Source organism: Pseudogulbenkiania sp. FW507-F1 (assembly GCF_058781125.1).
The window spans coordinates 1-23,741 of record NZ_JBYSWM010000043.1 but is presented as its reverse complement, the minus strand read 5'-3'; the positions used below and the strand labels follow the sequence as shown (position 1 = coordinate 23,741).

At 67.3% G+C, this 23,741-nt stretch carries 24 protein-coding genes; 20 read left to right on the top strand and 4 right to left on the bottom strand.

Annotation, left to right across the window (positions count from 1 at the left end):
- Window positions 1-1,217, bottom strand: a 1,217-nt coding sequence (gene argJ / locus AC3WG5_RS18385) for a bifunctional glutamate N-acetyltransferase/amino-acid acetyltransferase ArgJ (RefSeq protein ID WP_492570128.1), incomplete at its 3' end; no start/stop codon positions are given.
- Window positions 1,218-1,277: 60 nt separating this feature from the next.
- Window positions 1,278-3,080, bottom strand: a complete 1,803-nt coding sequence (gene recQ / locus AC3WG5_RS18380) for a DNA helicase RecQ (RefSeq protein ID WP_492570126.1) — start codon at window positions 3,078-3,080, stop codon at window positions 1,278-1,280.
- A 241-nt stretch (window positions 3,081-3,321) separates the two neighbouring features.
- On the opposite strand from recQ, the gene AC3WG5_RS18375 reads away from it, so the two are divergent.
- From AC3WG5_RS18375 to AC3WG5_RS18360, 4 genes are read left to right on the top strand one after another with little or no spacing between them, the layout of a single operon-like run.
- On the top strand, window positions 3,322-3,813 hold the full coding sequence (locus AC3WG5_RS18375; RefSeq protein ID WP_008955893.1) for a surface-adhesin E family protein: 492 nt from the start codon (window positions 3,322-3,324) through the stop codon (window positions 3,811-3,813).
- 43 nt (window positions 3,814-3,856) lie between these two features.
- Window positions 3,857-4,636 carry a ParA family protein gene (locus AC3WG5_RS18370; protein ID WP_492570124.1) on the top strand — a complete coding sequence of 260 codons (780 nt, stop codon included), beginning with the start codon at window positions 3,857-3,859 and terminating at the stop codon, window positions 4,634-4,636.
- A gap of 15 nt (window positions 4,637-4,651) precedes the next feature.
- Complete coding sequence (locus tag AC3WG5_RS18365; RefSeq protein WP_492570122.1) at window positions 4,652-7,246, top strand: sensor histidine kinase; 2,595 nt, start codon at window positions 4,652-4,654, stop codon at window positions 7,244-7,246.
- Window positions 7,218-8,108, top strand: coding sequence for a response regulator (locus AC3WG5_RS18360; RefSeq protein ID WP_008955896.1), 891 nt, complete (start codon window positions 7,218-7,220; stop codon window positions 8,106-8,108). The genes AC3WG5_RS18365 and AC3WG5_RS18360 overlap by 29 nt, the downstream gene beginning before the upstream one ends.
- Here the strand turns inward: AC3WG5_RS18360 and AC3WG5_RS18355 are convergent.
- Window positions 8,086-10,374 carry a DNA internalization-related competence protein ComEC/Rec2 gene (locus AC3WG5_RS18355; protein ID WP_492570120.1) on the bottom strand — a complete coding sequence of 763 codons (2,289 nt, stop codon included), beginning with the start codon at window positions 10,372-10,374 and terminating at the stop codon, window positions 8,086-8,088. The genes AC3WG5_RS18360 and AC3WG5_RS18355 overlap by 23 nt on opposite strands.
- A gap of 101 nt (window positions 10,375-10,475) precedes the next feature.
- Between AC3WG5_RS18355 and AC3WG5_RS18350 the strand changes: the two genes are divergently transcribed.
- Entirely contained in the window at window positions 10,476-11,264 is a 789-nt protein-coding gene (locus AC3WG5_RS18350; protein WP_492570118.1) for a class I SAM-dependent methyltransferase, read from the top strand.
- Between the two features lie 149 nt (window positions 11,265-11,413).
- Window positions 11,414-11,809: an acyl-CoA thioesterase gene (locus AC3WG5_RS18345; protein ID WP_492570117.1), complete on the top strand. Its 396-nt coding sequence runs from the start codon at window positions 11,414-11,416 to the stop codon at window positions 11,807-11,809.
- A gap of 60 nt (window positions 11,810-11,869) precedes the next feature.
- Here the strand turns inward: AC3WG5_RS18345 and AC3WG5_RS18340 are convergent, their stop codons facing one another.
- Entirely contained in the window at window positions 11,870-12,298 is a 429-nt protein-coding gene (locus tag AC3WG5_RS18340) for a hypothetical protein (protein ID WP_492570115.1), read from the bottom strand.
- Between the two features lie 100 nt (window positions 12,299-12,398).
- Here AC3WG5_RS18340 and AC3WG5_RS18335 point away from each other — a divergent pair, with 100 nt between their 5' ends.
- The 14 genes from AC3WG5_RS18335 to murA all read left to right on the top strand — a co-directional run bounded on the left by AC3WG5_RS18335 (window position 12,399) and on the right by murA (window position 23,422).
- Entirely contained in the window at window positions 12,399-12,602 is a 204-nt protein-coding gene (locus tag AC3WG5_RS18335; protein WP_008955902.1) for a SlyX family protein, read from the top strand.
- Between the two features lie 389 nt (window positions 12,603-12,991).
- Window positions 12,992-14,182 carry a succinyldiaminopimelate transaminase gene (dapC, locus tag AC3WG5_RS18330; protein WP_492570113.1) on the top strand — a complete coding sequence of 397 codons (1,191 nt, stop codon included), beginning with the start codon at window positions 12,992-12,994 and terminating at the stop codon, window positions 14,180-14,182.
- 52 nt (window positions 14,183-14,234) lie between these two features.
- Window positions 14,235-15,056: a 2,3,4,5-tetrahydropyridine-2,6-dicarboxylate N-succinyltransferase gene (gene dapD / locus AC3WG5_RS18325; RefSeq protein WP_041703658.1), complete on the top strand. Its 822-nt coding sequence runs from the start codon at window positions 14,235-14,237 to the stop codon at window positions 15,054-15,056.
- A 214-nt stretch (window positions 15,057-15,270) separates the two neighbouring features.
- Window positions 15,271-16,092, top strand: a complete 822-nt coding sequence (locus AC3WG5_RS18320; protein ID WP_008955905.1) for an ABC transporter ATP-binding protein — start codon at window positions 15,271-15,273, stop codon at window positions 16,090-16,092.
- The gene (gene mlaE / locus AC3WG5_RS18315; protein WP_008955906.1) at window positions 16,085-16,870 is read left to right on the top strand and encodes a lipid asymmetry maintenance ABC transporter permease subunit MlaE; all 786 of its coding nucleotides are present in this window, start codon (window positions 16,085-16,087) and stop codon (window positions 16,868-16,870) included. The genes AC3WG5_RS18320 and mlaE overlap by 8 nt, the downstream gene beginning before the upstream one ends.
- A 12-nt stretch (window positions 16,871-16,882) precedes the next feature.
- A complete protein-coding gene (gene mlaD / locus AC3WG5_RS18310) occupies window positions 16,883-17,383 on the top strand; it encodes an outer membrane lipid asymmetry maintenance protein MlaD (RefSeq protein WP_008955907.1) in 501 nt (166 codons plus the stop codon).
- Window positions 17,384-17,435: 52 nt separating this feature from the next.
- Complete coding sequence (locus tag AC3WG5_RS18305) at window positions 17,436-18,053, top strand: MlaC/ttg2D family ABC transporter substrate-binding protein (RefSeq protein WP_482583824.1); 618 nt, start codon at window positions 17,436-17,438, stop codon at window positions 18,051-18,053.
- Window positions 18,053-18,355 (top strand): STAS domain-containing protein, encoded by a 303-nt coding sequence (locus tag AC3WG5_RS18300; RefSeq protein ID WP_482583823.1) that lies wholly within the window; start codon window positions 18,053-18,055, stop codon window positions 18,353-18,355. Before AC3WG5_RS18305 ends, AC3WG5_RS18300 begins: the two co-directional genes overlap by 1 nt.
- The gene (locus AC3WG5_RS18295) at window positions 18,352-19,104 is read left to right on the top strand and encodes an MlaA family lipoprotein (protein ID WP_492570109.1); all 753 of its coding nucleotides are present in this window, start codon (window positions 18,352-18,354) and stop codon (window positions 19,102-19,104) included. Before AC3WG5_RS18300 ends, AC3WG5_RS18295 begins: the two co-directional genes overlap by 4 nt.
- 182 nt (window positions 19,105-19,286) lie before the next feature.
- Window positions 19,287-19,934, top strand: a complete 648-nt coding sequence (locus AC3WG5_RS18290; RefSeq protein WP_492570107.1) for a TetR family transcriptional regulator — start codon at window positions 19,287-19,289, stop codon at window positions 19,932-19,934.
- 43 nt (window positions 19,935-19,977) lie between these two features.
- A complete protein-coding gene (locus AC3WG5_RS18285; protein WP_014088730.1) occupies window positions 19,978-20,880 on the top strand; it encodes an ABC transporter ATP-binding protein in 903 nt (300 codons plus the stop codon).
- Complete coding sequence (locus AC3WG5_RS18280) at window positions 20,880-21,635, top strand: ABC transporter permease (RefSeq protein WP_294867568.1); 756 nt, start codon at window positions 20,880-20,882, stop codon at window positions 21,633-21,635. Before AC3WG5_RS18285 ends, AC3WG5_RS18280 begins: the two co-directional genes overlap by 1 nt.
- Window positions 21,636-21,659: 24 nt before the next feature.
- Complete coding sequence (locus AC3WG5_RS18275) at window positions 21,660-21,908, top strand: BolA family protein (protein WP_008955914.1); 249 nt, start codon at window positions 21,660-21,662, stop codon at window positions 21,906-21,908.
- Between the two features lie 260 nt (window positions 21,909-22,168).
- On the top strand, window positions 22,169-23,422 hold the full coding sequence (gene murA / locus AC3WG5_RS18270; RefSeq protein WP_492570104.1) for a UDP-N-acetylglucosamine 1-carboxyvinyltransferase: 1,254 nt from the start codon (window positions 22,169-22,171) through the stop codon (window positions 23,420-23,422).
- Window positions 23,423-23,741 lie beyond the last annotated feature (319 nt).

Here is a 23,741-nt window from a genome sequence, read left to right as displayed (position 1 = left end):
CAGCTGCGGTAGTCGGCGTTGATGCGCACGTAGTCGTAGGAGAAGTCGCAGGTCCAGACGGTTGCGCTGGCCTGGCCGCGGTTGAGCTCGACACGCACGCCGATCTCGGACTGCTGCATCACGCGCTGGCCGTCTTCTTCCTTGTACTCCGGATTGCGGCCGCCGTTGCAGGCCACCAGCACGTCGTCGAGGTAGAGCGCCATGCGGTCGACGTCGAGGTCGTTGACGCCGGCGTAGCCGACCGCGCACAGCAGACGGCCCAGGTTGGGGTCGGAGGCGAAGAAGGCGGTCTTGACCAGCGGCGACTTGGCGATGGCGTAGGCGACGGCCTTGCATTCGGCAACGGAACGGCCACCTTCGACCTTGACGGTGATGAACTTGGTGGCGCCCTCGCCGTCGCGCACGATGGCCTGGGCCAGTTCGGTGGCGACGTCGAGCAGGGCGGCCTTGAGCTGGGCGTAGGCCGGCTGGTTGGGCGAGTCGATCAGCGGCGCGCCGCTCTGGCCGGTGGAGATCAGCATGAAGCTGTCGTTGGTGGAGGTGTCGCCGTCGATCGAGATGCAGTTGAAGGTGAGGTCGGCGACTTCCTTGACCAGCTGGTTGATCATCGGCCGGGTGATGGCGGCGTCGGTGGCGATGAAGCCCAACATGGTGGCCATGTTGGGGTGGATCATGCCGGCGCCCTTGGAGATGCCGGTGATCGACACCTTGTGGCCGTCGATGTCCAGCGCGCGGCTGGTGGCCTTGGGGGCGGTGTCGGTGGTCATGATCGCTTCGGCGGCCTCGGCCCAGTTGGCGCTGCGGCGCTTGGGCAGCGCGGCGATGATCTTGTCGGCCGGCAGCGGCTCGAGGATGACGCCGGTGGAGAACGGCAGGATCTGCTCCACGGCGCAGTCGAGTTCGGCGGCCAGTGCCTGGCAGACGGCGAGCGCGCGCTGGCGGCCGTCTTCGCCGGTGCCGGCGTTGGCGTTGCCGGTGTTGATCACCAGCGCGCGGATTTGCACGCCGGCGTCGAGGTGGGCCTTGCTGATCTGCACCGGAGCGGCGCAGAAACGGTTCTGCGTGAACACGCCGGCGACGGTGTTGCCCTTGTCGAGGCGGATCACCAGCACGTCCTTGCGGTCGGCCTTCTTGATGCCGGCTTCGGCCACGCCGAGTTCGACGCCGGCGATGGCGGCGAGCTGTTCGGGCTTAACGGGGTTCAGGTTGACGGGCATGTTGGGTTCTCCGGAATTGTAAAGCCAATGGCCAGGATGCAGCCTTCAAGTGTACTGGAATCAGTCGTCGCTCTGCGACGCCTCGTTGAGGATGGCGAGCAGGGCGTCGCCGTAACGCGCCAGCTTGAGTTCCCCCAGGCCGTAGACGCGGCCGATCTCGACGCGGCTGCCGGGGCGCTTCTCCACCAGTTCGCGCAGCGTCTTGTCGGAGAACACGGCGTAGGCCGGTACGTTGTGCTCGTCGGCCATGCTTTTGCGCCAGCGCCGCAGCATCTGCCACAGCCGCTCCTCGCGCTCGGTGCGCAGCCAGCGATCGGTGTTGGCGCTGCGGCTCTTCTTGTCGTCGGCGAGCGGGCGCAGGTAGACCTTCTGCTCGCCCTTGAGGATGGCGCGGCAGCCGTCGCCAAACACCAGCGACTGGCCGCGCGCGATGTCGACCTGCAGCAGCTTCTTGGCCACCAGCTGACGGATGATCGAGCGCCAGCCACGCTGGTTGAGCTCGCGCCCGATGCCGAAGGTGGAGAGCTGGTCGTGGCCGAAGGCGGTAACGCTCTGGTTGGCACGCCCGAGCAGCACGTCGATGACGTGGCTGGCGGCAAAGCGCTGCTCGACGCGGTAGATGCACGACAGCAGTTTCTGCACCGGCAGCGTGGCGTCGAAGGTGACCGGCGGATTGAGGCAGTTGTCGCAGTGCCCGCAGGGGGCGCTCTGTTCGCTGAAGTGGGCCAGGATGTGCTGGCGGCGGCAGGCGGCGGTTTCGCAGAAGGCGAGCATGGCGTCGAGCTTGGACAGTTCGACCTGCTTTTGCAGCACCGCCATCTCCGAGCCTTCGATCATCTGCGTCAGCTGCACCATGTCGTTGAGTCCGTAGCACAGCCAGCTGGCGGCGGGCAGGCCGTCGCGGCCGGCGCGGCCGGATTCCTGGTAGAAGTTTTCCGGGCTCTTGGGCAGGTCGATGTGGGCGACGAAGCGCACGTCGGGCTTGTCGATGCCCATGCCGAAGGCCACCGTGGCGACCATCACCACGCCGTCCTCGCGCAGGAATTCGCGCTGGTGGCGGTCGCGCACCTCGTGCCCGAGCCCGGCGTGGTACGGCAGCGCGCGGATGCCGTTCTCGACCAGCCATTGCGCGGTGTCTTCGACGCGCTTCCTGGACAGGCAATAGACGATGCCGGAGGCGCCGGGATAGTCCTGCTGGATAAACGCCAGCAGCTGCTTCTTGGCGTTGTGCTTTTCCACCACCTGGTAGAACAGGTTGGGGCGGTCGAAGCTCGACAGGAACACGCGGGCTTCGGCCAACCTCAGGTAGTGCAGGATGTCGGCGCGGGTCTGCTCGTCGGCGGTGGCGGTCAGCGCGATGCGCGGCACCGCCGGAAAGCGCTCGGCCAGAATGCCGAGTTGCTGGTATTCGGGGCGGAAGTCGTGCCCCCAGTGGCTGACGCAGTGCGCCTCGTCGATGGCGAACAGCGCGATGCGGAGATCGTTCAGGAGCTCCAGGAAACGCGGCGTCAGCAGCCGCTCGGGCGCGACGTAGAGCAGGTCGAGCGTGCCGGCACGCGCCTGGCGCACGATGTCGCGCGCCTCGTCGGGCGCGGTGGCGGAGTTGAGGCAGGCGGCGGCCACCCCCAGCTCGGACAGCGTCGCCACCTGATCCTGCATCAGGGCGATCAGCGGCGACACCACGATGGCGACGCCCTCGCGCAGCAGCGCCGGGATCTGGTAACACAGCGACTTGCCGCCACCGGTGGGCATCAGCACCAGCGCGTTGCCGCCGCCGCCGACGTGGGCGACGATCTCGGCCTGCTCGCCGCGGAAGGCGGGGTAGCCGAAAACGGTCTGGAGTAGGGCGTGGGCGTCCGGCATGAGGGGCAAGAATCGGAAGAAGGCGCCATTGTACGGCATGCTCCGGGCCGCGTCGCGCGCCGGACGGGCAAAAAAGAAGGCCACCGGGGACGTGGCCTTGAAGGGGCAATATCACAATGCAGAGGAAATGCTAATGCCGGGGATGAGACGCAGCCCCGGCGGCGAAGTTCCCGCCCGCGTCGCCGGTTGGCCGAAGCGCACACGCTGTGCGACACTGCCGGGGTATATCCGGAGGTTCCCCATGTTTTACCGTGTATCCCTGCTGACCGTGACGGCCGCCCTGCTGACCGCCTGCGCCAGCACCCCGTCCGCGCCCCCGCGCAAGCCGGCCCAACTGCGCCCGCAGCCGACGCCGAGCGCGCCGCAGCAAGCCAATGCCGACTGGCACAACCTCGGCGTCTCGCCCAACGGCAATATCCTGAACGAGATCGACAAGCTGTCGCTGCGCCGCCAGGGTTCCGTGGTAACCTTCCGCGACAAGAAGACCATCTTCAACATGAAGAAGGAAAACTTCCTGTCGACGCCGCGCCACAAGTATTCGATCAATACCTGGCAGATCGACTGTACGAGCCGGACCTTCCGTCTGACCAGTGTCACCCTGTTCGACGAAAACAGCCGTCTCGTCGCCAGCTACCTCTATAATGACAGCCAGATAAAACCGATGCCGGTGGTGCAGAATTCGGCCAGCTACCAGCAAATGCTGTTTGTTTGCGGTGGCGCTCAGCCCCTCTGAGCGGCCGACGGCGCACCCGCCCGGCTCCGAACAAGGATTAGCCATGGGCGCCATACGCCGTGTCGTCTTCAACCAGAAAGGCGGGGTGGGCAAATCCACCATCGCCGTCAACCTCGCCGCCGTGGCGGCCCGTGCCGGTCGCCGCGTGCTGGTGATCGACCTCGATCCGCAAGGCAACGCCAGCCACTACCTGCTGGGCGGCACGGCGACCGACGGCGCGCCGACGCTGGCCGACTTCTTCCAGCAGATGCTCAACATCAGCCTGTTCGGCAAGACGCCGCAGGAGTTCGTGGTGCCGACACCGTTTCCCGGCCTGTCGCTGATGCCCTCACACCCGGAACTGTCCGAGCTGATGGGCAAGCTGGAATCGCGCTACAAGATGTTCAAGCTGAAGGAGGCGCTCGACCAGCTCGCCGCCGACTACGACGAGATCTGGATCGATACCCCGCCCGCGCTGAATTTCTATACCCGCTCGGCGCTGATCGCCGCCGACCGCTGCCTGATCCCGTTCGACTGCGATGCCTTCTCGCGCCAGGCGCTGTACAACCTGATGGGCAACACCGACGAAATCCGCGCCGACCACAATCCCGAGCTGCACATCGAGGGCATCGTGGTGAACCAGTTCCAGCCGCGCGCCAGCCTGCCGGTGCGGCTGGTCGCCGAGCTGAAACAGGAAGGCCTGCCGGTGCTGGACGCGCCGCTGTCGGCCTCGGTGAAGATTCGCGAATCGCATCAGGCGGCCCAGCCGATGGTGTTCTTCGACGCCCGCCACAAGGTGTCGCAGGAATTCGAACGGCTCTACCAGCATCTGAATTCACGCTGATCCAGGGCGACGGACATGCGCCGGATCACCCCGCCCCGCCTTGTCCTCCTTACCGGCCTGCTGCTGATGCTGCTGCTCTGCGGCGAAGCCTGGCTGCTGGCCGACAGCCGCCGTCAGCAGCAGCTCGAGCACGATCAGGCCAGCGGCCGGGTCTGGCTGCAGGCCGTGGCCTGGCAGCTGCAGGCCAGGCTCGACCACGCCCGCCTGCTGGCGCTGCAGACCAACCATGACATCTCCCCGGCCGGGCTCGACGAGTGGCTGGGGACGCTGCGCCAGCAGGACGACGGCTATACCGAGGTGGCGCTGGTGGAGCGCATCACCGCGGCACAGCGCCCGGCGCTGGAGGCGCGGCTCGGCCAGCCCATCCGCGACCACGCCGGCGGCCAACAGCCCCCCGCCCCGCCCCGCCCGTTCTACTATGTACGGCTGTTGCTGGCCGGCACGCCGGACAGCCAGCAACGCATCGGCGTCGACCTGGGGGCCCGCGCCGACTGGATGCCGACCTTCGAGAGCGCGCTCAACACCAAGCGCCCGCGGCTGCACGTGACGGCGGCCCAGCCGGCATCGCCGCCGCGGCTGGACATCGTCAGCCCGCTGCCACAGCAGACGCGCGTGCTGCTGCTGCGACTCAACCCGTCGGCGCTGCTGAATTCACCGCTGACGGATGGAACGGCCCCCGTCAGCCAGCTGCGGCTGGTGGCCTGGCAGGAACAGCAGCCCGGCACGCCCTTTCTCGACAGCCACCCCGGCCATCCCCTGCCCACCTCCGCCCCGCTGCAGGCACGCACCCTCACCCTGGGCGGCATGACGCTGCAGTATGCGGTGTTCGCCCAGAGGGACCCGGCGCTGGCGCTGCAGGACCACGATCTGCTGGTCCTGATGCTGTCGGCGGCCGGGGCGCTGTGCCTGCTGATTTACCTCTACCGCCTCGGCCACAGCAACCTGCAGTTCCGCCACGCCCTGCTGGTGAAGCATGACCAACTGATGGAAAGCAACCGTTCGCTGCACCGTCAGCTGGACGAACACCGCCGCGCCGAGCAGGCGCTGGCCGACAGCGAGGCGCGTCAGCGCGCCATTCTGGAAGCCAGCTCCGACGCCATCCTGCTGCTGGAAAGCGACGGCACGGTGCGCGCCGCCAACGCCGCGGCGGCGCGGCTGATCGGGCGGCACGACGAGTGCCTGCCTCATCGGCCGCTGGCGAGCCTGTTCCCCGACTGGGTCGACCCGGAGCGCCACCGGCCGTTCGGCCAGATCGCGGCCGAACACGAAGGCGCGCCGTTCGAGGCGCAGCTGCGGTGCGAGGATGGCAGCCGCCTGCCGGTGGAGCTGACGCTGAGCCAGGTCGACCAGCCCGACGACACCTGCTTTCTGCTGGTCTGTCGCAACATCCGGCAGCGCAAGGAGCAGGAGGCGGCGCTGCTGGCGCTGAAGAACACCCTGGAGGGCCAGGTGGAACAGCAGCGCCAGCAGCTCGCCGCGCTGCTGGACGCCAGCCCGCTCGCCATGGCCTACGTCGCCGACCACCGTTTCAAGCAGGTCAACCGCGCCTTCCTCGAGCTGTTCCGGCTGCCCGCCGACGACGTCGTGGAGCAGCCGACCACGCAGATCTTCGAGTCTATTGAGCAATGGCAGCGGCTGGTGCGCCTGCTGTACGGCGTGCTGTCGCAGGGGCAGGTATGCCAGCAGGACCTTCGCCTGCGCGACGGCGACGGCGGCACCCTGTGGTGCCAGCTCTACGGCAAGGCGCTCGATCCGGCCCTGCCGGGGCTGGGGTCGGTGTGGATCTTCCAGGACATCTCGGCGCAACGCACCACCGAGGCCGCTTTGCGCGAGGCCAAGACCCTGGCCGAGGACACCAGCCGCGCCAAGACCGAATTCCTGGCCAATATGTCACACGAACTGCGCACCCCGCTGCACGCCATCCTGGGCTTTGCCGAAATGGGGGAGCGGCGCAGCACCAGCGACAACACCCCCAAGCAGCAGCACTATTTCGAGCGCATCCACCGCAGCGGCAAGCGTTTGCTGGCACTGCTGAACGACCTGCTGGACCTGGCCAAGATGGAAGTGAAGCGCATGGAATTCCAGATGATGCCGCAGGATCTGCTGCGCTGCGTGTACGAGGCACGGGAGGAAATGCTGCCGATGGCAGCAAAAAATGGCATCGACATTATACTGAAAGCGGACAGCCTGACGCTGCCGGCGGTATTCGACCCGCTGCGCATCGGCCAGGTGATGCGCAACTTGCTCGCCAATGCCATCAAGGTCAGCCCGCCAGGCGGCGTCATCACGGTGCATGTCGCCCCCCGCGCCGACGCCGACGGCATCGACCGGGTCGAGGTGGCGGTGACCGACCAGGGGCCGGGCATCGCCGACGACGAACGGGAGCCGATCTTCGACAAATTCGTGCAGGGCAGCGCCACCAAGACCGGCGCCGGCGGCAGCGGGCTCGGCCTGTCCATTTGTCGCGAAATCGTGCTCGCCCACGACGGCGAGATCAGCGCCGGGAACGCCGACGGCGGCGGCGCCATTTTCCGCTTCATCCTGCCACGCTGGCCCAGGCCCGCCCCACTCGGAACGGAGCATGATGGAACACACGCTACTCTTGGTTGACGACGAGCCGTTCAGTCTCGAACTGATGAGCGAACTGCTGGAAAGCGACGGCTACAAGACGGTGCAGGCCGACAGCGGCGAGGAGGCCTGGGCCCGTCTTGAGGCCGAACACGAACGCTTCTGCGCCGTGCTGCTGGACAAGATGATGCCCGGCCTGAACGGCATGGAACTGCTGGCCCGCATCAAGGAAAGCCCGGACATGGAGAGCCTGCCGGTGATCATCCAGTCCGCCTTCGGTTCGCCCGGCAGCATCCAGCAGGGCATGAGCGCCGGCGCTTTCTTCTTCCTCAACAAGCCGTTCTCGCGCGACATGCTGCTGGCGGTGGTCAAGGCGGCGGTCGACCACTGGGACCGCCAGCTCTATTTCCGCGAAATGGGCCTGCACCAGGAAGGCACCATGATGATGCTGCAGGAGGCCGAATTCACCCTGCGCACGCTGCAGGAGGCGCACGCCGTGACGGCGTTGCTGGCGCGCGCCTGCCCAGTGCCGGAACGGGTCGCCAGCGGCCTCTACGAGCTGATCGCCAACGCCGTCGAACACGGCAATCTGGGGTTCGGTTTCCAGGACAAGCAGCGCCTGCTGGCCGAGGAGAGCTGGGACAGCGCGCTGCAGGCCCGGCTGTCCGACCCGGCCTACGCCCAGCGTCAGGTCAGCGTGCGCTTTCGCCGCAGCGCCGAGGACATCACCTTCACCGTTTCCGACCAGGGCCGGGGCTTCGACTGGCAATCCATCCTCAACGCCGGCCCGGCGGCGCTGCTGCGCCCGCACGGCCGCGGCATCCTGCTGGCCAAATTGAGTTCGTTCGACCACCTCGAATACTGCGGGGACGGCAACCAGGTCATCGCCCGGCTGCGGCTGTGACTTCGTCATCCCCGGCCTCCGCACGCACCCTCCAGTAACGCGGCGCCTGGCGCCGGAACGCGCCGATGGCGAGCGTCTCCCCCAGGTCGATCTGCAGTGCCCCAAGCTGGTCGGTGCGCAGCACCTGGGCCCCCTGTGCCCGGTAGCGCGCCAGCGTCTGCGGGTGCGGATGGCGGTAGCGGTTGCGATAGCCCGCGCTGAACACGCCCCAGTGCGGCGCCACCGCCTGCAGCAGCGCCTCCCCCGAGGCGCCGCGGCTGCCGTGATGCGGGGCCAGTAACACCTCGCTGGCCAGCGCCCGGCCATAGCGCGCCGCCAACGCCTCTTCCTCGCGCCGCCCAATGTCGCCGGTCAGCAGCACCGCCCGGGTCAGGGTCGCCACGCGCAGCACGCAACTGTGGACGTTGTCCTCCCCCGCCAGCCCGGCCGGCGGCCACAGCACGTCGAAGCGAATCCCGTCCCAGGCCCAGCTCTGCCCCGGCGTGCAGGGCACGGCATCGTCGCGCTGCCCCGCCAGCGATGCGGGCTGACCGGCCCAGACCCGCGTCACCGGCACGGCGGCCAACAGGCCAGCCGCGGCGCCGTCGTGATCGCTGTCGTGGTGCGACAGCATCAGGGCGTCGAGACGCCGCACGCCGAGGCCGGCCAGCTGCGGCAGCAGCACACGCTCGGCCTGCCCCGGCCCGGTGTCGTACAGCAGGTCGTGGCGCGCGGTCTGCAGCAGCACCGACAAGCCCTGACCGACGTCGAACACCTGCACCCGCAGCGTCCCCTGCGCCGGCCGCGGCGGGCTGTAGAGCAGCGCCGGGGCCAGCAGCAGCGCGCCGAATCCCCGCAACGGCACGCCGCGTGGCGCGATCAGCCACAGCGACCCTACCGCGCCGAGCGCCAGCAGCGGCCACGGCAGCCCGGGGAGAGACCACGACGGCAGCAGCGCGAGCCGGTCCACCCCGTAGAAGAAGCCTTCGGCCAAGCTGGCGGTCAGGTGCAACAAGGCGTCGAACGGCAGCGCCACCGCCAGCAGCGCGAGCGGGGTGAGCAAGGCCGAGATGTAGGGAATGGCCACGGCGTTAGCGAGCGGCGACACCAGCGGCAGGCTGCCGAAAAACAGCGCCAGCGGCAGCAGCGACATCACCAGCGCGGCCCATTGCCCGGCCAGCGCCGCCCGCAGCTTGCCGGGCGGGCGGCGGCGCGCCAGCGTCGCGGCCATCAACGCTGCCACCAACCCGAACGACAACCACAGCCCGGGCGCCAGCACCGCGAAGGGATCGATCAGCAGCACCACGGCCAGCGCCAGCCACCACACCTGGAACGGAGTGTAGGCGCGGCGCGAGACCAGCAGGCAGGCCGCGCCGGCAAGCATGAACAGGGTGCGCTGGGTCGGCACCGAGAAACCGGCCAAGAGCGCGTAGGCCAGCGCCGCCAGCACGGTGACGGCGGCGATCACCAGCCGCGGCGGCACACGCAAGGTTGGCCGAAGACGCAACCAGCCGGCCGCCAGCGCTGCGGCCAGTCCGGCGACCATGGTGATGTGCAGGCCGGAGATCGAGACCAGGTGGGTCAGGCCAGTGCGCGCAAAGCGCTGCCACTCCTCACGCGCGATGGCCTGCTGCGCGCCGACGGTGAGCGCGCCGATCAGCGCCGCCTCGCGCGTGTCGCCCAGCACCCGCTGGATGCGGGCCTGCACGGCGGCGCGCCGGCGGTCGATGCGCGCCAGTGCATCCTGAGCGTCCTCCAGCCGCTGGGCGCCCTTGCCGATCGAGCCGCTGGCCAGCAGCCCTTCCGACCACATCCACGCCTCGCCGTCGAAACCGAACGGGTTGGCCGTGCCGTGGCGCGCCTTGAAACGTGCCGTGAGCCGCCAGCGGCTGCCGGCCGGCCAGTCGCCACCGCGGAAATCGCTCAGCTGCACCCGGGACGGCAGGCGCGCACCAGACGTCAGCACCTGTTCCACCTCGGCGTTCAGCCGCACGCCGTAGTCGCCCGGGTCGGGCAGGCCGCGCACCACGGCGACGAACTCCACCGGCCGCCCTTCCCACGGCGGCGCCAGCGCTTCGGCCAACCTGAGTTCGGCACGCCAGCCGGCGTAACCGAGCCCGGCCAGGGCGCATACCAGCCACAGCGCGGCCTGGCGGCGACGACCATCGAGGCGCCAGGCCAGCACGGCGGCCCCCGCCAGCGCCGGCCATAGCCAGCGAGCGTCGGGCAGTTCAGGGAGGAAGGCGCACAGCGTGATGCCGGCGCAGAAGGCTGCGATCGGGAGCATTGCGCCATTTTATGTTTTTGGCATGAAAACGCTAAGGCCACGCGGTTGCCGCTGATCGCGCCTTGCCGTATCTTCGCCGCGTCGTTCCCCGGAAACCGTCCATGACCCCCACCCCGCTGTACTGCGCCGAGCCGGCGCGCCGCGACACCGCCCATCGTCTTGCCGAGCGCTTCGCGCTGCCGCTGGTCACCCGACGCCCCGAAGCCGGCTACTGGCTGGAGCTGGGGCCGGAACGGCTGGAGCTGCTCACCAGCGGCAAACACGGCGCGGTATACGCCGAGTTCGTCGAGGGCGCGGCCAAGCACCGCCGCGAGCAGGGTGGCGGGCGCGGCCAGCCGGTGGCCAAGGCGATCGGGCTGAAGGGCGCTAAGGAATTGCCGCGCGTGGTCGACGCCACCGCCGGCCTCGGCGGCGACAGCTTCGTGCTGGCCAGCCTGGGCTGCGAAGTGACGCTGCTGGAACGCTCGCCGGTGGCGGCGGCCTTGCTGTTCGACGCGCTGGAGCGCGCCAGCGTCGACCTCGACACCATGGACATCGCGCGGCGCATGACGCTGGTGCACGCCGACGCCATCCAGTGGCTGGCGGCACAGGCGGCACGGCCCGAGGCGGAACGGCCGCAGGTGGTGTTCGTCGATCCGATGTTCCCCGACACCGACAAGAAAAGCGCCGCCGCCAAGAAAGGCATGCAGGCGTTTCAGCAGGTGATCGGCGACGACCTCGACAGTGCCGCGCTGCTGCAGGCCGCCATCGCCGCCGCCACGGTGCGGGTGGTGGTGAAGCGGCCGCAGCGCGGCCCGGTCATCGAGGGCGTGAAGCCGTCGGCGGTGCTGGAGGGCAAGTCCACCCGCTTCGACCTCTACGTGATCAAGGCGCTGCGGCCGCAGGGTTAGGCTGCCGCCACCGCCCCGCGTGGCGGTCCCCTGACCGCACCCACATGCGTTACACTCCCCGCCCCATGGCCCACGCCGACCAGCCTGCCTGCCAACGCGCCGGCAGCCGTGTGCCGGCCACCTGTCAAACCCCGATCTGGAGCTAGCCGATGTCTGTTTTTGCCGTTGAATTCAAGGTGCGCGATTACGAATGCGATATGCAGGGCATCGTGAACAACGGGGTGTACTTCAACTACCTGGAGCATGCCCGCCACGAGTTTCTGCTGGAAAAGGGCATCGATTTTGCCGAACTGGCGCGCCAGAACATCAACCTGGTGGTGGTGCGCTCGGAACTGGACTACAAGGCGTCGCTGACCAGCGGCGACCAGTTCACGGTGACGGTGGCGTTCGAGCCGGTGTCCAAGGTGCGCTTCGGCTTCCGCCAGCAGGTGATCCGCCAGACGGACCAGAAGGTGGTGCTGGAAGGGCTGATCATCGGCACCGCGATCAACGAGCGCGGCCGTCCGGCGATCCCCGCGCAGTTTGCCGCCCAGTTGGGGGCGTAAGCCGGCCCCGATGCCCGGCGTGCAAGCAACACCGGGCAACGAGCAAGCTAGCCGACACCGCTACACGAAGCGGCGCTGCAGTTGCAGCAGCAGCCCCACCATCAGTGCCACCAGCAGCAGCCCCCAGAAGAAATCCTGTCCGGCCAGCAACACCAGCTGGCCGGATGCCAGCTCCGGCGCGCGCACGGCGTGCAGCGCGCTGCGCTGCTGCAATAGCACGGTGCCCAGCAGCAGGCCGACGGCGTTGGCCACCTCGCGCATCGCGTTCTTGACCTGGTAGGCATGGCTGAACACCCGCTCCTCCACCTGGCTGAAGGTGCTGGCCGCCGCGGTGCCGAGCAGGAACGGCATGAACACCCCGTTGAGCAGGAATACCGCCAGCCACAGCGGCCACCCCGTCGTCGCCGGCTGCTGCACCGCTACCTGCGCGACACCGTGATCGCCGCGATGCGCCGTCAGTTTGCCGCCACCGAGGGCGTGACGCGGCACGCCGACGGCGCGTGGGAAACGGCCAGTCGGGAATGAGCGGAGCGCGGCACGAATGCGGTAAAATCGCGCTCCCTACCCCGTCGCCACCCAAGGACACCGCATGGACGACTCCCGCCTCACCGACCTCGAAGTCAAAGTGGCCTTCCAGGACGACCTGCTCGACGCGCTCAACCTCGCCGTGACGCGCCAGCAGCAACAGATCGATCTGCTGCAGGAACAGATCCGCGTGCTGTACCAGCAACTGCGCAGCAACCAGCCCGGCAACGACGCGCCGGGCGGGCACGAGATCCCGCCGCACTACTGAAGCGGGGTTGGCCGAAGCCCGAAAAAAAGCCGGACCCCATGATGGGGCCCGGCTTTTGTCATGATGCCGGCGCCGGCAACGCCATGGACTGCACCAGGCAGACCGACAGCCGGTGCCCTACCCCTTGCCGTGCCCCGGACCCGGATGGTCGCCGGGAACGCGGCGCGCCGCGTGGCCGGAGCAGCGGGTCAGCACGTAGCCGGCCTTGTCCGTCACGGTTTCTTCCGTTGCCGGGAAACGATGGCTTCGATGTTCTTGCGCGCGATCAGCCTGACCTCCTGCGGAGCGGGAGCGTAGCAGGCCGCCTCCCCGGCAGCGGCGTTTGTTTTGCACCAACCGCACCGATCTCCATTAAAATGGCCGCTTTGTCGTCGCGCCGGGAGCCCAAAGTGAATCCGAATCTTGCCCTTCTGCAGCCCTACCCCTTCCAGCGGCTGCGGTCGCTGCTGGCGGGCGTGACGCCGCCGGCCGGGCTGCCCCACGTCAACCTGTCGATCGGCGAACCCAAGCACCCGACCCCGGACGTGGTAAAGCAGGCCCTGGTCGATGCGCTCGACGGCTTGGCGAGCTACCCCGCCACGCTGGGCTCCGACGCCCTGCGCGCGGCCTGCGCCGCCTGGGCCGAGCGCCGCTACGGCCTCACGCTCGACCCGCTGCGCGAAGTGCTGCCGGTGAACGGCAGCCGCGAGGCGCTGTTCGCCTTCGTGCAGACCGTGATCGACGCCTCCGGCGCACAGAAGCCGGTGGTGATCTCGCCCAACCCGTTCTACCAGATCTACGAAGGCGCGGCGCTGTTGGCCGGCGCCGAGCCCTACTACGTCAACTGCCTCGCCGAAAACCGCTTCCAGCCCGACTGGGCGGCGGTGCCCGAGGCGGTATGGCAGCGCACCCAGCTGGTCTTCGTGTGCAGCCCGGGCAACCCCACCGGCGCGGTGATGAACCTGGAAGACTGGCGCCGGCTGTTCGAGCTGTCCGACCGTTACGGCTTCGTCATCGCCTCGGACGAATGCTACTCCGAGATCCACTTCGGCCAGCCGCCGCTGGGCGGGCTGCAGGCCGCCCAGCAACTCGGCCGCGATTTTAGCCGCCTGGTGATGTTCACCAGCCTGTCCAAGCGCTCCAACGCGCCCGGCCTGCGCTCCGGCTTCGTCGCCGGCGACGCCGCGCTGCTGGAAAGCTTCCTGCTCTACCGCACCTACCACGGCGGCGCCATGAGCCCGACCATCCAGGCCGCCAGCGTCGCTGCCTGGAACGACGAGCAGCACGTCGAAGCCAACCGCGCGGCGTATGGCGCCAAGTTCGCGGCGGTTCACGCCAAGTTGGCCGAAGCCTTCGCTGTCAGCCTGCCGGATGCCAGCTTCTACCTGTGGGCACGCGTGCCCGGCGGCGGCGACCAGGCCTTCGCCCGCGCCCTGTTCGCCGAAGAACACGTCACCGTGCTGCCCGGCTCCTTGCTCGCGCGCGACGCCCACGGCGTCAATCCCGGCGCCGGCTACATCCGCATCGCCCTGGTGGCGCCGCTGGCCGACTGCGTCGAGGCCGCCGAGCGCCTGGTCCGCTTTGCCCGACGCCACGCCTGAACCGGAAACCACTACAATGACCACCATCCATCTTGCACAAGGACTGAACCACATGCACCCGATCCAGACCCTGATCGAAGACGCGTTCGAAAAGCGCGCCGAGATCACCCCCGCCACCGTTTCCGCCGAACTGAAGGCCGCCATCGGCCAGGTCATCGACGAACTGGACGCCGGCCGCCTGCGCGTCGCCGAGAAGATCGACGGCGACTGGGTCGTCAACCAGTGGGTGAAGAAGGCCGTGCTGCTGTCGTTCCGCATCCGCGACAACGCCGTGCTGGACGACGGCGTGTCGCGCTACTTCGACAAGGTCGACACCAAGTTCGCCGACTGGAACCAGGAGCGCTTCCAGCAGGCCGGCTTCCGCGTGGTGCCGGGCGCCGTGGCGCGCAAGGGCTCGTTCATCGCCAAGAACACCGTGCTGATGCCGTCCTACGTCAACATCGGCGCCTACGTCGATGAAGGCACCATGGTCGACACCTGGGCCACCGTCGGCTCCTGCGCCCAGATCGGCAAGAACGTGCACCTGTCCGGCGGCGTCGGCATCGGCGGCGTACTCGAGCCGCTGCAAGCCAACCCGACCATCATCGAAGACAACTGCTTCATCGGCGCCCGTTCCGAAGTGGTCGAAGGCGTCATCGTCGGCGAAGGCTCGGTGATCTCGATGGGCGTCTACATCGGCCAGTCCACCAAGATCTACGACCGCGAAACCGGCGAAGTCAGCTACGGCCGCATTCCGCCGGGCTCGGTGGTGGTGTCCGGCAACCTGCCCTCCAAGGACGGCAGCCACAGCCTGTACTGCGCCGTGATCGTGAAGAAGGTCGACGCCCAGACCCGCAGCAAGACCAGCATCAACGACCTGCTGCGCGGCGTCTGAGCCGGACCGCACCCGACAGACAGCCCGGTTCCTCCGGGCTGTTTTGTTTGCCGGGCGAGCCCGAAACCCCCGAAACCGTTGTGTGCACCGCAACAGAACAGACTGTTCCATCGGTCGGATTTGGCGCGCCCAGCACAACAGGATAAAATCCGTCAATCGCCCGATAAGGGCTCATACGCTCTTGCTTCCTGATAAAGACGCAACCGGAACCTCCGTGTCCCAAGACGATTCATTCATCGAATTCAGGCAGGTCAGCTTCGGCTACACCGACCGACCGGTCCTGAAAGACATCAATCTGCGCATTCCGCGCGGCAAACTGGTCGCCATCATGGGCGGCAGCGGCAGCGGCAAAACCACGCTGCTGCGCCTGATCTCCGGCCAATACCGCGCCCAGCGAGGCGAAGTGCTGGTCGACGGCCAGAACGTGGCCACCATGAACGCGCGCGAGCTCCACGCCCACCGCCGCCGCATGGGCATGCTGTTCCAGTTCGGCGCCCTGTTCACCGATCTGTCGGTGCACGACAACGTGGCGTTTCCGCTGCGCGAACATACCCGGCTGCCGGAATCGATGATCGCCGACCTGGTGACGATGAAGCTCAACGCCGTCGGCCTGCGCGGCACCCAGGCACTGATGCCGGCCGAGCTGTCCGGCGGCATGGCGCGCCGCGTCGCCCTGGCCCGCGCCATCGCGCTCGACCCCGAAATCATGCTCTACGACGAACCGTTCACCGGGCTCGACCCGATCTCGCTCGGCGTCATCGCGCTGCTGATCAAGAAACTCAACGACGCGCTCGGCACCAGCGCGGTGATGGTCACCCACGACGTGCACAAGTCGCTGGAGATCGTCGACCACGTCTACTTCGTCGCCAACGGCAGCATCGTCGCCGAAGGCACGCCGGAGGAGGTCCGCGCCTCCGACTCGCCGTGGGTACACCAGTTCGTGCACGGCGAGGCCGATGGCCCGGTGCATTTCGCCTACCCGGCCCAGCGCAGCCTGGCCGACGACCTGGGCCTGAGCGGAGTCCGCCATGTTTGAAACCCTCACCGCCCCGTTGCGCCACCTCGGCCACGTCACCATCAACGCCATCTGGCGACTCGGTTTCGCCAGCCGCTTCCTGCTGGCCATCCTGCTGCAATCCGGGCAGAGCTTCCGCCGCCTCAACCTGACCATCCGCGAAGTGTACTTCGCCGGCGTGCTGTCGCTGATCATCATCGTGGTCTCCGGCCTGTTCGTCGGCATGGTGCTGGGCCTGCAGGGCTACAACACGCTGTCGCGCTTCGGCTCGGCCGATGCGCTGGGCGCGCTGGTGGCGCTGTCGCTGCTGCGCGAACTGGGCCCGGTGCTGGCGGCGCTGCTGTTCGCCAGCCGCTCGGGCAGCGCGATGACGGCCGAAATCGGCCTGATGAAGGCCACCGAACAGCTCGACGCCATGAGCGTGATGGCGGTCAACCCGATCGCCCGCGTGGTGGCGCCGCGCTTCTGGGCCGGCGTGATCTCGATGCCGGTGCTGGCCGCGCTGTTCAACGTCACCGGCATCTTCGGCGGCTATTTCGTCGGCGTGCAGCTGATCGGGCTCGACGAAGGCACCTTCTGGTCGCAGATGCAAAACTCGGTCGATCTGCACAACGATGTCATCAACGGCCTGATCAAGAGCCTGTTCTTCGGCATCGCCGTCACCCTGATTGCCGTTTTCGAAGGCTACGACGCCACGCCGACCGCGGCCGGCGTCTCCTCGGCCACCACACGCACCGTGGTCACCTCTGCCCTGGTGATCCTGGCGCTGGACTTCGTGCTGACCGCCTTCATGTTCTAGGAAAATAACCGAATGAAACGCACGACGATTGATTTGTGGGTCGGCATTTTTGTCGCCATCGGCATTGCCGCCGTCACCTTCCTCTCGCTCAAGGTGGCCAACCTGACCCCGCAGAGCGCCGAAGCCAGCTACCCGCTGTACGCCGAGTTCGACAACATCGGCGGCCTCAAGGTCAAGGCGCCGGTGAAGTCTTCCGGCGTGGTGGTCGGCCGCGTCGCCAGCATCGAGCTCGATACCCAGCGCTACCTGGCCAAGGTAACGCTGTCGCTGGACAAGCGCTACCAGTTCAGCCGCGATACCAGCGCCGAAATCCTCACCTCCGGCCTGCTCGGCGAGCAGTACATCGGCCTGGTGCAGGGCGGCGACCCGGACAACCTGAAGCCGGGCGAACGCATCGACCTGACCTCGTCGGCGCTGGTGCTGGAGCAGCTGATCGGCAAATTCATGCTGAACTTTGCCGAAAAAGGCGCTGCCAAAGAAGGAAGCCCCGCCGGTAGCAGTGGCGCGCAGTAAGGCCGCCCCTCCCTCCGGCTTACCCATGACCTGTCATAAAGCGTGAACAATCATGAAAAAACTGCTCGTTAGCCTGGCCATGCTGCTGGGCCTGTCCGTTCCGGCGCTGGCCGCCGACTCCCCGGTCGACATGGTGCGCGGCACCTCGCGCGAAGTGCTCGACCTGATCAAGCAGGACGACGGCAAGAACACCGCCAAGATCCGCGACCAGGTGGAAAAGCTGGTGCTGCCGAAGTTCGACTTCCAGCGCATGACGGCGCTCGCGGTCGGCCGCGGCTGGCGTGAAGCCAACCCGCAGCAGCAGACCGAATTGACGCAACAATTCCAGAGCCTGCTGTCGCGCACCTACTCCTCCACCATGACGCGCTTCAAGAACGCCCAGGTCGACGTCAAGCCGAACGCCGTGTTCGCCAACGACGGCCGCGAAGCCACGGTGAAGTCGGAAGTGACGCTGCCCAGCAACGGCGAGAAGAAGCCGGTGGCGATCGACTACACGCTGTACAAGACGGCGCAGGGCTGGAAGGTCTATAACGTCAGCGTCGAGGGCGCCAGTCTGGTCACGGTGTACCGCAACCAGTTCAACGAAGAGATCCGCAAGAACGGCATCGACGGCCTGATCAAGGTGCTGCGCAACAAGAACGACAACCTGGCCAAAGGCACGGGGGCGTAATGAACGATACGGCCGCTTCCAGCCGGCTGCAGCTGTCCGGCCGGATCGACATGGACTCCGCTGCGGCCCAGCTGGTCCAGCTCAAGCGCCAGCTGAACGGCAGCGCGGCACAGGAAATCGACCTGTCCGGTGTCACCGCGTCCGACTCGGCGGCGCTGGCACTGCTGCTGGAGCTGGTGCGGCACGGTCGGCAAGGCGGTCGCGTCTTGCGCATTGGCACCCTGCCCCCCACGCTGGCGAGCCTGGCCCGCCTCTACGGACTCGACGAACTGCTGCAAGGCCCTTCCGGAAATCTGTCATGAAAACCGCTCACCTGCTGTTGCTGAGCATCGCGTTGGCCGGTTGCGCCAATCCCCACGAACCGCTCGACCCGCTCGAGCCGATGAACCGCGCCGTCTACCGCTTCAACGACACTGCCGACCGCGCCGTGGTGAAACCGGTGGCCGAGGGCTACCGCACCGTCACGCCGCGGCCGCTGCGCATCGCGGTCGGCAACTTCTTCGACAACATCCGCGATGCCTACAGCGCCGTCAACAACGCCCTGCGCGCCGATGCACAGAAGACCACCAACGACGTGATGCGGGTGGCGCTCAACTCCACCTTCGGCCTGTTCGGCCTGATCGACATCGCCACGCCGGCCGGCCTCGCCAACAACAAGACCACGCTCGGCGATACCTTCGCCAGCTGGGGCTGGAAGAACAGCAGCTACCTGGTGCTGCCGCTCCTGGGACCCTCCACCGTGCGCGACGGCCTGGGCACCGCCGCCACGTACACCGCCAGTCCCGAACCGGGCGTGGTGTTCCAGACCCACACCCAACTGGCCGCCGGCGCCGTACTCGATGGCGTGAACACGCGCGCGCGCCTGCTTGGCCTCGAGAAAACCGTGGACGAAGCGGCCCTCGACCCCTACTCCTACATACGCGATGCCTACCTGCAGCTACGCGCCAAGCAGGTCGGTGCCGATCTGCCGAAGGCGCCGTCCGATGACGAAAATATCGACATCGACCAGCTGATGGCGCCGCCCCCCGCTGAGGCCTCGGCCCCGCTGTAAACCCGCCACACCGGGCTTCGGCCAACCTGCCGACGGCGGCGGCGCTGACGCGTCTCGCCGCCACGAGCCTCGATGCCCCTCAGTCATGCCGTACGGCTAAAGCGCGGCGTTTCTCTTATAACCAGTAGGCTAATCGCCGGCCGGCCGTTAAACTCGGCGGTTGTATCAAACCACCGAGCACCATGGCACGTCGCACCCGAGAAGAAGCCGAGCAAACCCGCTGTCGCATCCTGGATACCGCCGAGGCGCTGTTCAGCACGCATGGCGTTTCCCGTACCACCCTGGCGAGCATCGCCAGCGCCGCCGGCCTCACCCGGGGTGCCGTCTACTGGCATTTCGAGAACAAGCTCGACCTGTACCGTGCCATGCTCGACCGCATCATCCCCAACTTCGACACTCACCTCGGCGAACTCAAGGCCGGTGCCGCGCACAACCCGGCGGCGGCCTTGTGGAGATTCAGCAACAGCCTGCTGCGCTCGGTCACCCTCGACGCCCGCCTGCAACGGGTACTGCAGGTGATCTTCCTGCGCACCGAGCATGTCGACGAGCTGGCCCCGGTGCAGGACGAATGCATCGCCAAGATGCGCGAGGCTCACTCCACCCTGACCCAGATCCTGCTGGCCGCACAGGCTCGCGGCCAGCTGCAGCCGCAGGTGCAGCCGGTGATGGCGGCACAGTCGCTGCAGGCGCTGCACGACGGCCTGTTGCGCATCTGGCTGGCCGACGCGCAACGCTTCGACCTTGCACGCGACACCCCGGCGCTGTTGTCCTGCCTCTACGCAGGACTGTTCAGGCCCGAGGTACTGGAACAACTTTCCCCCCACCCCTGAGCCGGCAGTATAATTGTTACCTTTTACCCGATCCCCAGCCACCATGGTCCCGGCCATCGACATTTCCGCGGTCAGCAGACGCTTCGGCCAACTGCTGGCCCTCGACAACGTCAGCTTCCGCGTCGAACCCGGCGAATTCTTCGCCCTGCTCGGCCCCAACGGCGCCGGCAAAACCACGCTCATTTCCGCCATGGCGGGCCTGACGCGCCCGGATAGCGGCACCATCCGCATCATGGGTCACGACGTGGTCAGCGACTACAAGGCGGCGCGTCAGAGCCTGGGGGTGGTTCCTCAGGAACTGGTGTTCGACCCCTTCCTGACGGTGCGCGAGACGTTGCGCTTCCAGTCCGGCTACTTCGGCCTGACGCGTAACGACGCCTGGCTCGACGAGCTGCTGTTCAAGCTCGGCCTCTCCGACAAGGCCGACGTCAACATGCGCGCGCTGTCCGGCGGCATGAAGCGGCGCGTGATGGTGGCCCAGGCGCTGGTGCACCGCCCGCCGGTGATCGTGCTGGACGAGCCCACCGCCGGCGTCGACGTCGAGCTGCGCCAGAGCCTGTGGAGCTTCGTGCAGGAACTCAACCATGCCGGCCATACCATCGTGCTCACCACGCACTACCTGGAAGAGGCCGAGGCCCTGTGCAACCGCATCGCGATGCTGAAGAAGGGCCGTCTGGTCGCACTGGAAACCAAAGACAAGCTGCTCGCACGCAGCAACGAGCGCGACGTCGCCCTGAAGCTGTCGTCCGACTTGCCGGCGAGCCTGGAGGCGCTGCGGCTGCGCCAGGAAGACGGCCGCCACATCCTGCGCCTGCCCGAACTCGGCGCGCTGGAGGGCGTGCTGGCCACGCTGCGCCAGGCTAGCGTCGAGGTGCGCGAACTGAGCATGATCGAGGTCGATCTGGAAGACGTCTTCGTACACACGATGCAAGGGGGGGCCAACTGATGCAGGGCTTCCTCACCCTGTTCCGCAAGGAACTCGTCCGCTTCTGGAAGGTCTCCTTCCAAACCGTGGCGGCGCCGGTGCTCACCGCGCTGCTGTATCAGCTGATTTTCGCCCACGTGCTGTCGAAGCACGTCGAAGCCTACCCTGGGGTAAGCTACAGCGCCTTCCTGATCCCCGGCCTGGCGATGATGTCGATGGCGCAGAATGCCTTCGCCAACAGCTCGTCCAGCCTGATCCAGTCCAAGATCACCGGCAACATCGTGTTCCTGCTGCTGCCGCCGCTGACCGCGCTGGAGTTCTTCGCCGCCTACCTGCTGGCCGCAGTGGTGCGCGGGCTCGCCGTGGGCGCCGGCGTCCTGCTGGTGACGTCCTGGTTCGGTCTCGGCCTGCCCACGCACCCGCTGTGGGTGCTGATCTTCGCCCTGCTGGGCTCGGCGGTCCTCGGTACCTTGGGCGTCATCGCCGGCATCTGGGCCGAGAAGTTCGACCAGCTGGCGGCGTTCCAGAATTTTTTGATCATGCCGCTCACCTTCCTGTCCGGGGTGTTCTACTCGATCCACAGCCTGCCGGGCTTCTGGCGTGCCGCATCGCACGTCAACCCGGTGTTCTACATGATCGACGGCTTCCGCTACGGCTTCTTCGGCCAGGCCGACATCAGCCCCTGGCTGTCGCTCGGCGTGGTCGGCGCCAGTTTCATTTTGCTGTCCGCTCTGGCATTGTGGCTGCTTCATCGTGGCTACAAGCTCAGACACTAGGATAGTTCGCAAGGATCACACAGCATGGCTACTACCGAACAAGTCAAACAGTACATCGCCGCCGGCCTCGACTGCACCCATCTCGAGGTGGAAGGCGACGGCCACCACTTCTACGCCGTCGTGGTATCGGAGGCCTTTGCCGGCAAACGCCTGATCGACCGGCACCGCCTGGTCAAGGAAGTGATCAAGGAACAGTTGCAAAGCAACGAGATCCACGCGCTCTCCATCGTCAAGGCGCAGACGCCGGAAGAGTGGGCGAAACAGCAAGGCTAGCACCTGGCTGCAGCCGTGCCCGCCGCATTGGCGGCACCACACCGCAGGGCGTCTCTCGCGCCGCCCTGCGGTCACAGCTTAACGAGGCGCGACATCGCCGTGCGGTGGTGTCGCCTCCCCCAAGGCCAAGCGTGCCGCTTGCCATCCGTGGCGCTACCCGCTTGGCCAATGACTGACTCTGACCTGCGCGACCACGCCAAGCCAGCCCAAACAGGCCACTTGGCGCGGCTCGCATGCCGGTTCACCACAGGCTCTAACTCATGGACAAACTGCTCATCCGCGGCAACGGCCCGCTCAACGGCGAAATCCGCGTCTCGGGCGCCAAGAACGCCGCCCTGCCCATCCTGTGCGCTAGCCTGCTGACCGCCGACACGCTCAGGCTCAGCAACGTACCGATGCTGCGCGACGTCTCCACCACCCAGAAGCTGCTGCAGGGCATGGGCGCGCGCGTCATGACCGACAACGTGCACGAAGTCGAGATTACCGGCGCCGGCATCAACAACCTGGTCGCCCCCTACGAGCTGGTCAAGACCATGCGCGCCTCCATCCTGGTGCTTGGCCCGACGCTGGCACGCTTCGGCGAGGCCACCGTCAGCCTGCCGGGCGGCTGCGCCATCGGCAGCCGTCCGATCGAACAACACATCAAGGGCCTGGTCGCGATGGGTGCCGACGTCACCATCGAACACGGCTACGTCAAGGCCACGGCGAAGCGCCTGCGCGGCGCGCGCGTGGTGATGGACATGGTCACCGTGACCGGCACCGAGAACCTGCTGATGGCCGCGGCGCTGGCCGACGGCACCACGATCCTGGAAAATGCCGCGCGCGAGCCGGAAGTCACCGACCTCGCCCTGTGCCTGAACAAGATGGGTGCCCGCATCAGCGGCATCGGTAGCGACCGCCTGGTGATCGAAGGCGTCGAAGCGTTGCATGGCGCCGATCACGCCATCATGCCGGACCGCATCGAAGCCGGCACCTTCCTGGTCGCCGCCGCCGCCACGCAGGGCCACGTCGTGCTGCGTAACGCCGCGCCGCTCACCATGGACGCCATCCTCGACAAATTGGTCGAAGCCGGCGCCGTGGTCGAAGCCGGCGACGACTGGATCTCGCTCGACATGAAGCGCCGTCCCAAGTCGGTCAACCTGCGCACGCTGCCCTACCCGGCGTTCCCGACCGACATGCAGGCCCAGTTCATGACCCTCAACGCCATCGCCGACGGCGCCGCGATGATGACCGAGACCATCTTCGAGAACCGCTTCATGCACGTGCCGGAGCTCAACCGCATGGGTGCCAAGATCGATATCGAGGGCAACACCGCCGTGGTCAAGGGCGTCCAGCGCCTGTCCGGCGCCACCGTCATGGCGACCGACCTGCGCGCCTCGGCCAGCCTGGTGATCGCCGGCCTGGTCGCCGATGGCGAAACCGTGGTCGACCGCATCTACCACCTCGATCGCGGCTACGAACACATCGAACAGAAACTCAACGGCGTCGGCGCCCAGATCGAGCGCATCAGCTGATCGCCAAACCCCATGCACGACCACACCCCGCCAGGCACAGCCGGCGGGGTATTTTTTTAACAAAGCCACGCGACGCTTCGGCCAACCTCGGCCTGCAGCCGCAGCTCAATCCGGCCTTTTTTCTTGCCGTCTGCGGAGGGGGAATGAGGAGCCAGCGCCGCCAAGCGCCGCTTTATCGGAGCCCCGACGGGCGGTTCGGGCTTTCGGCCGGCACAAAGCACAAAGCAAAAAGCCCAGCTCGGATGAGCTGGGCTTTCTTGAGGGGAGTCTGGCGGTGTCCTACTTTCACACGGCAATGCCGCACTATCATCGGCGCTAA

Coding starts and splice junctions, on each gene's coding strand:
- recQ (WP_492570126.1), bottom strand. CDS start 3,080: ATGCCGGACGCCCACGCCCTACTCCAGACCGTTTTCGGCTACCCCGCC.
- AC3WG5_RS18375 (WP_008955893.1), top strand. CDS start 3,322: ATGTTTTACCGTGTATCCCTGCTGACCGTGACGGCCGCCCTGCTGACC.
- AC3WG5_RS18370 (WP_492570124.1), top strand. CDS start 3,857: ATGGGCGCCATACGCCGTGTCGTCTTCAACCAGAAAGGCGGGGTGGGC.
- AC3WG5_RS18365 (WP_492570122.1), top strand. CDS start 4,652: ATGCGCCGGATCACCCCGCCCCGCCTTGTCCTCCTTACCGGCCTGCTG.
- AC3WG5_RS18360 (WP_008955896.1), top strand. CDS start 7,218: ATGATGGAACACACGCTACTCTTGGTTGACGACGAGCCGTTCAGTCTC.
- AC3WG5_RS18355 (WP_492570120.1), bottom strand. CDS start 10,374: ATGCTCCCGATCGCAGCCTTCTGCGCCGGCATCACGCTGTGCGCCTTC.
- AC3WG5_RS18350 (WP_492570118.1), top strand. CDS start 10,476: ATGACCCCCACCCCGCTGTACTGCGCCGAGCCGGCGCGCCGCGACACC.
- AC3WG5_RS18345 (WP_492570117.1), top strand. CDS start 11,414: ATGTCTGTTTTTGCCGTTGAATTCAAGGTGCGCGATTACGAATGCGAT.
- AC3WG5_RS18335 (WP_008955902.1), top strand. CDS start 12,399: ATGGACGACTCCCGCCTCACCGACCTCGAAGTCAAAGTGGCCTTCCAG.
- dapD (WP_041703658.1), top strand. CDS start 14,235: ATGCACCCGATCCAGACCCTGATCGAAGACGCGTTCGAAAAGCGCGCC.
- mlaE (WP_008955906.1), top strand. CDS start 16,085: ATGTTTGAAACCCTCACCGCCCCGTTGCGCCACCTCGGCCACGTCACC.
- mlaD (WP_008955907.1), top strand. CDS start 16,883: ATGAAACGCACGACGATTGATTTGTGGGTCGGCATTTTTGTCGCCATC.
- AC3WG5_RS18305 (WP_482583824.1), top strand. CDS start 17,436: ATGAAAAAACTGCTCGTTAGCCTGGCCATGCTGCTGGGCCTGTCCGTT.
- AC3WG5_RS18300 (WP_482583823.1), top strand. CDS start 18,053: ATGAACGATACGGCCGCTTCCAGCCGGCTGCAGCTGTCCGGCCGGATC.
- AC3WG5_RS18295 (WP_492570109.1), top strand. CDS start 18,352: ATGAAAACCGCTCACCTGCTGTTGCTGAGCATCGCGTTGGCCGGTTGC.
- AC3WG5_RS18290 (WP_492570107.1), top strand. CDS start 19,287: ATGGCACGTCGCACCCGAGAAGAAGCCGAGCAAACCCGCTGTCGCATC.
- AC3WG5_RS18285 (WP_014088730.1), top strand. CDS start 19,978: ATGGTCCCGGCCATCGACATTTCCGCGGTCAGCAGACGCTTCGGCCAA.
- AC3WG5_RS18280 (WP_294867568.1), top strand. CDS start 20,880: ATGCAGGGCTTCCTCACCCTGTTCCGCAAGGAACTCGTCCGCTTCTGG.
- AC3WG5_RS18275 (WP_008955914.1), top strand. CDS start 21,660: ATGGCTACTACCGAACAAGTCAAACAGTACATCGCCGCCGGCCTCGAC.
- murA (WP_492570104.1), top strand. CDS start 22,169: ATGGACAAACTGCTCATCCGCGGCAACGGCCCGCTCAACGGCGAAATC.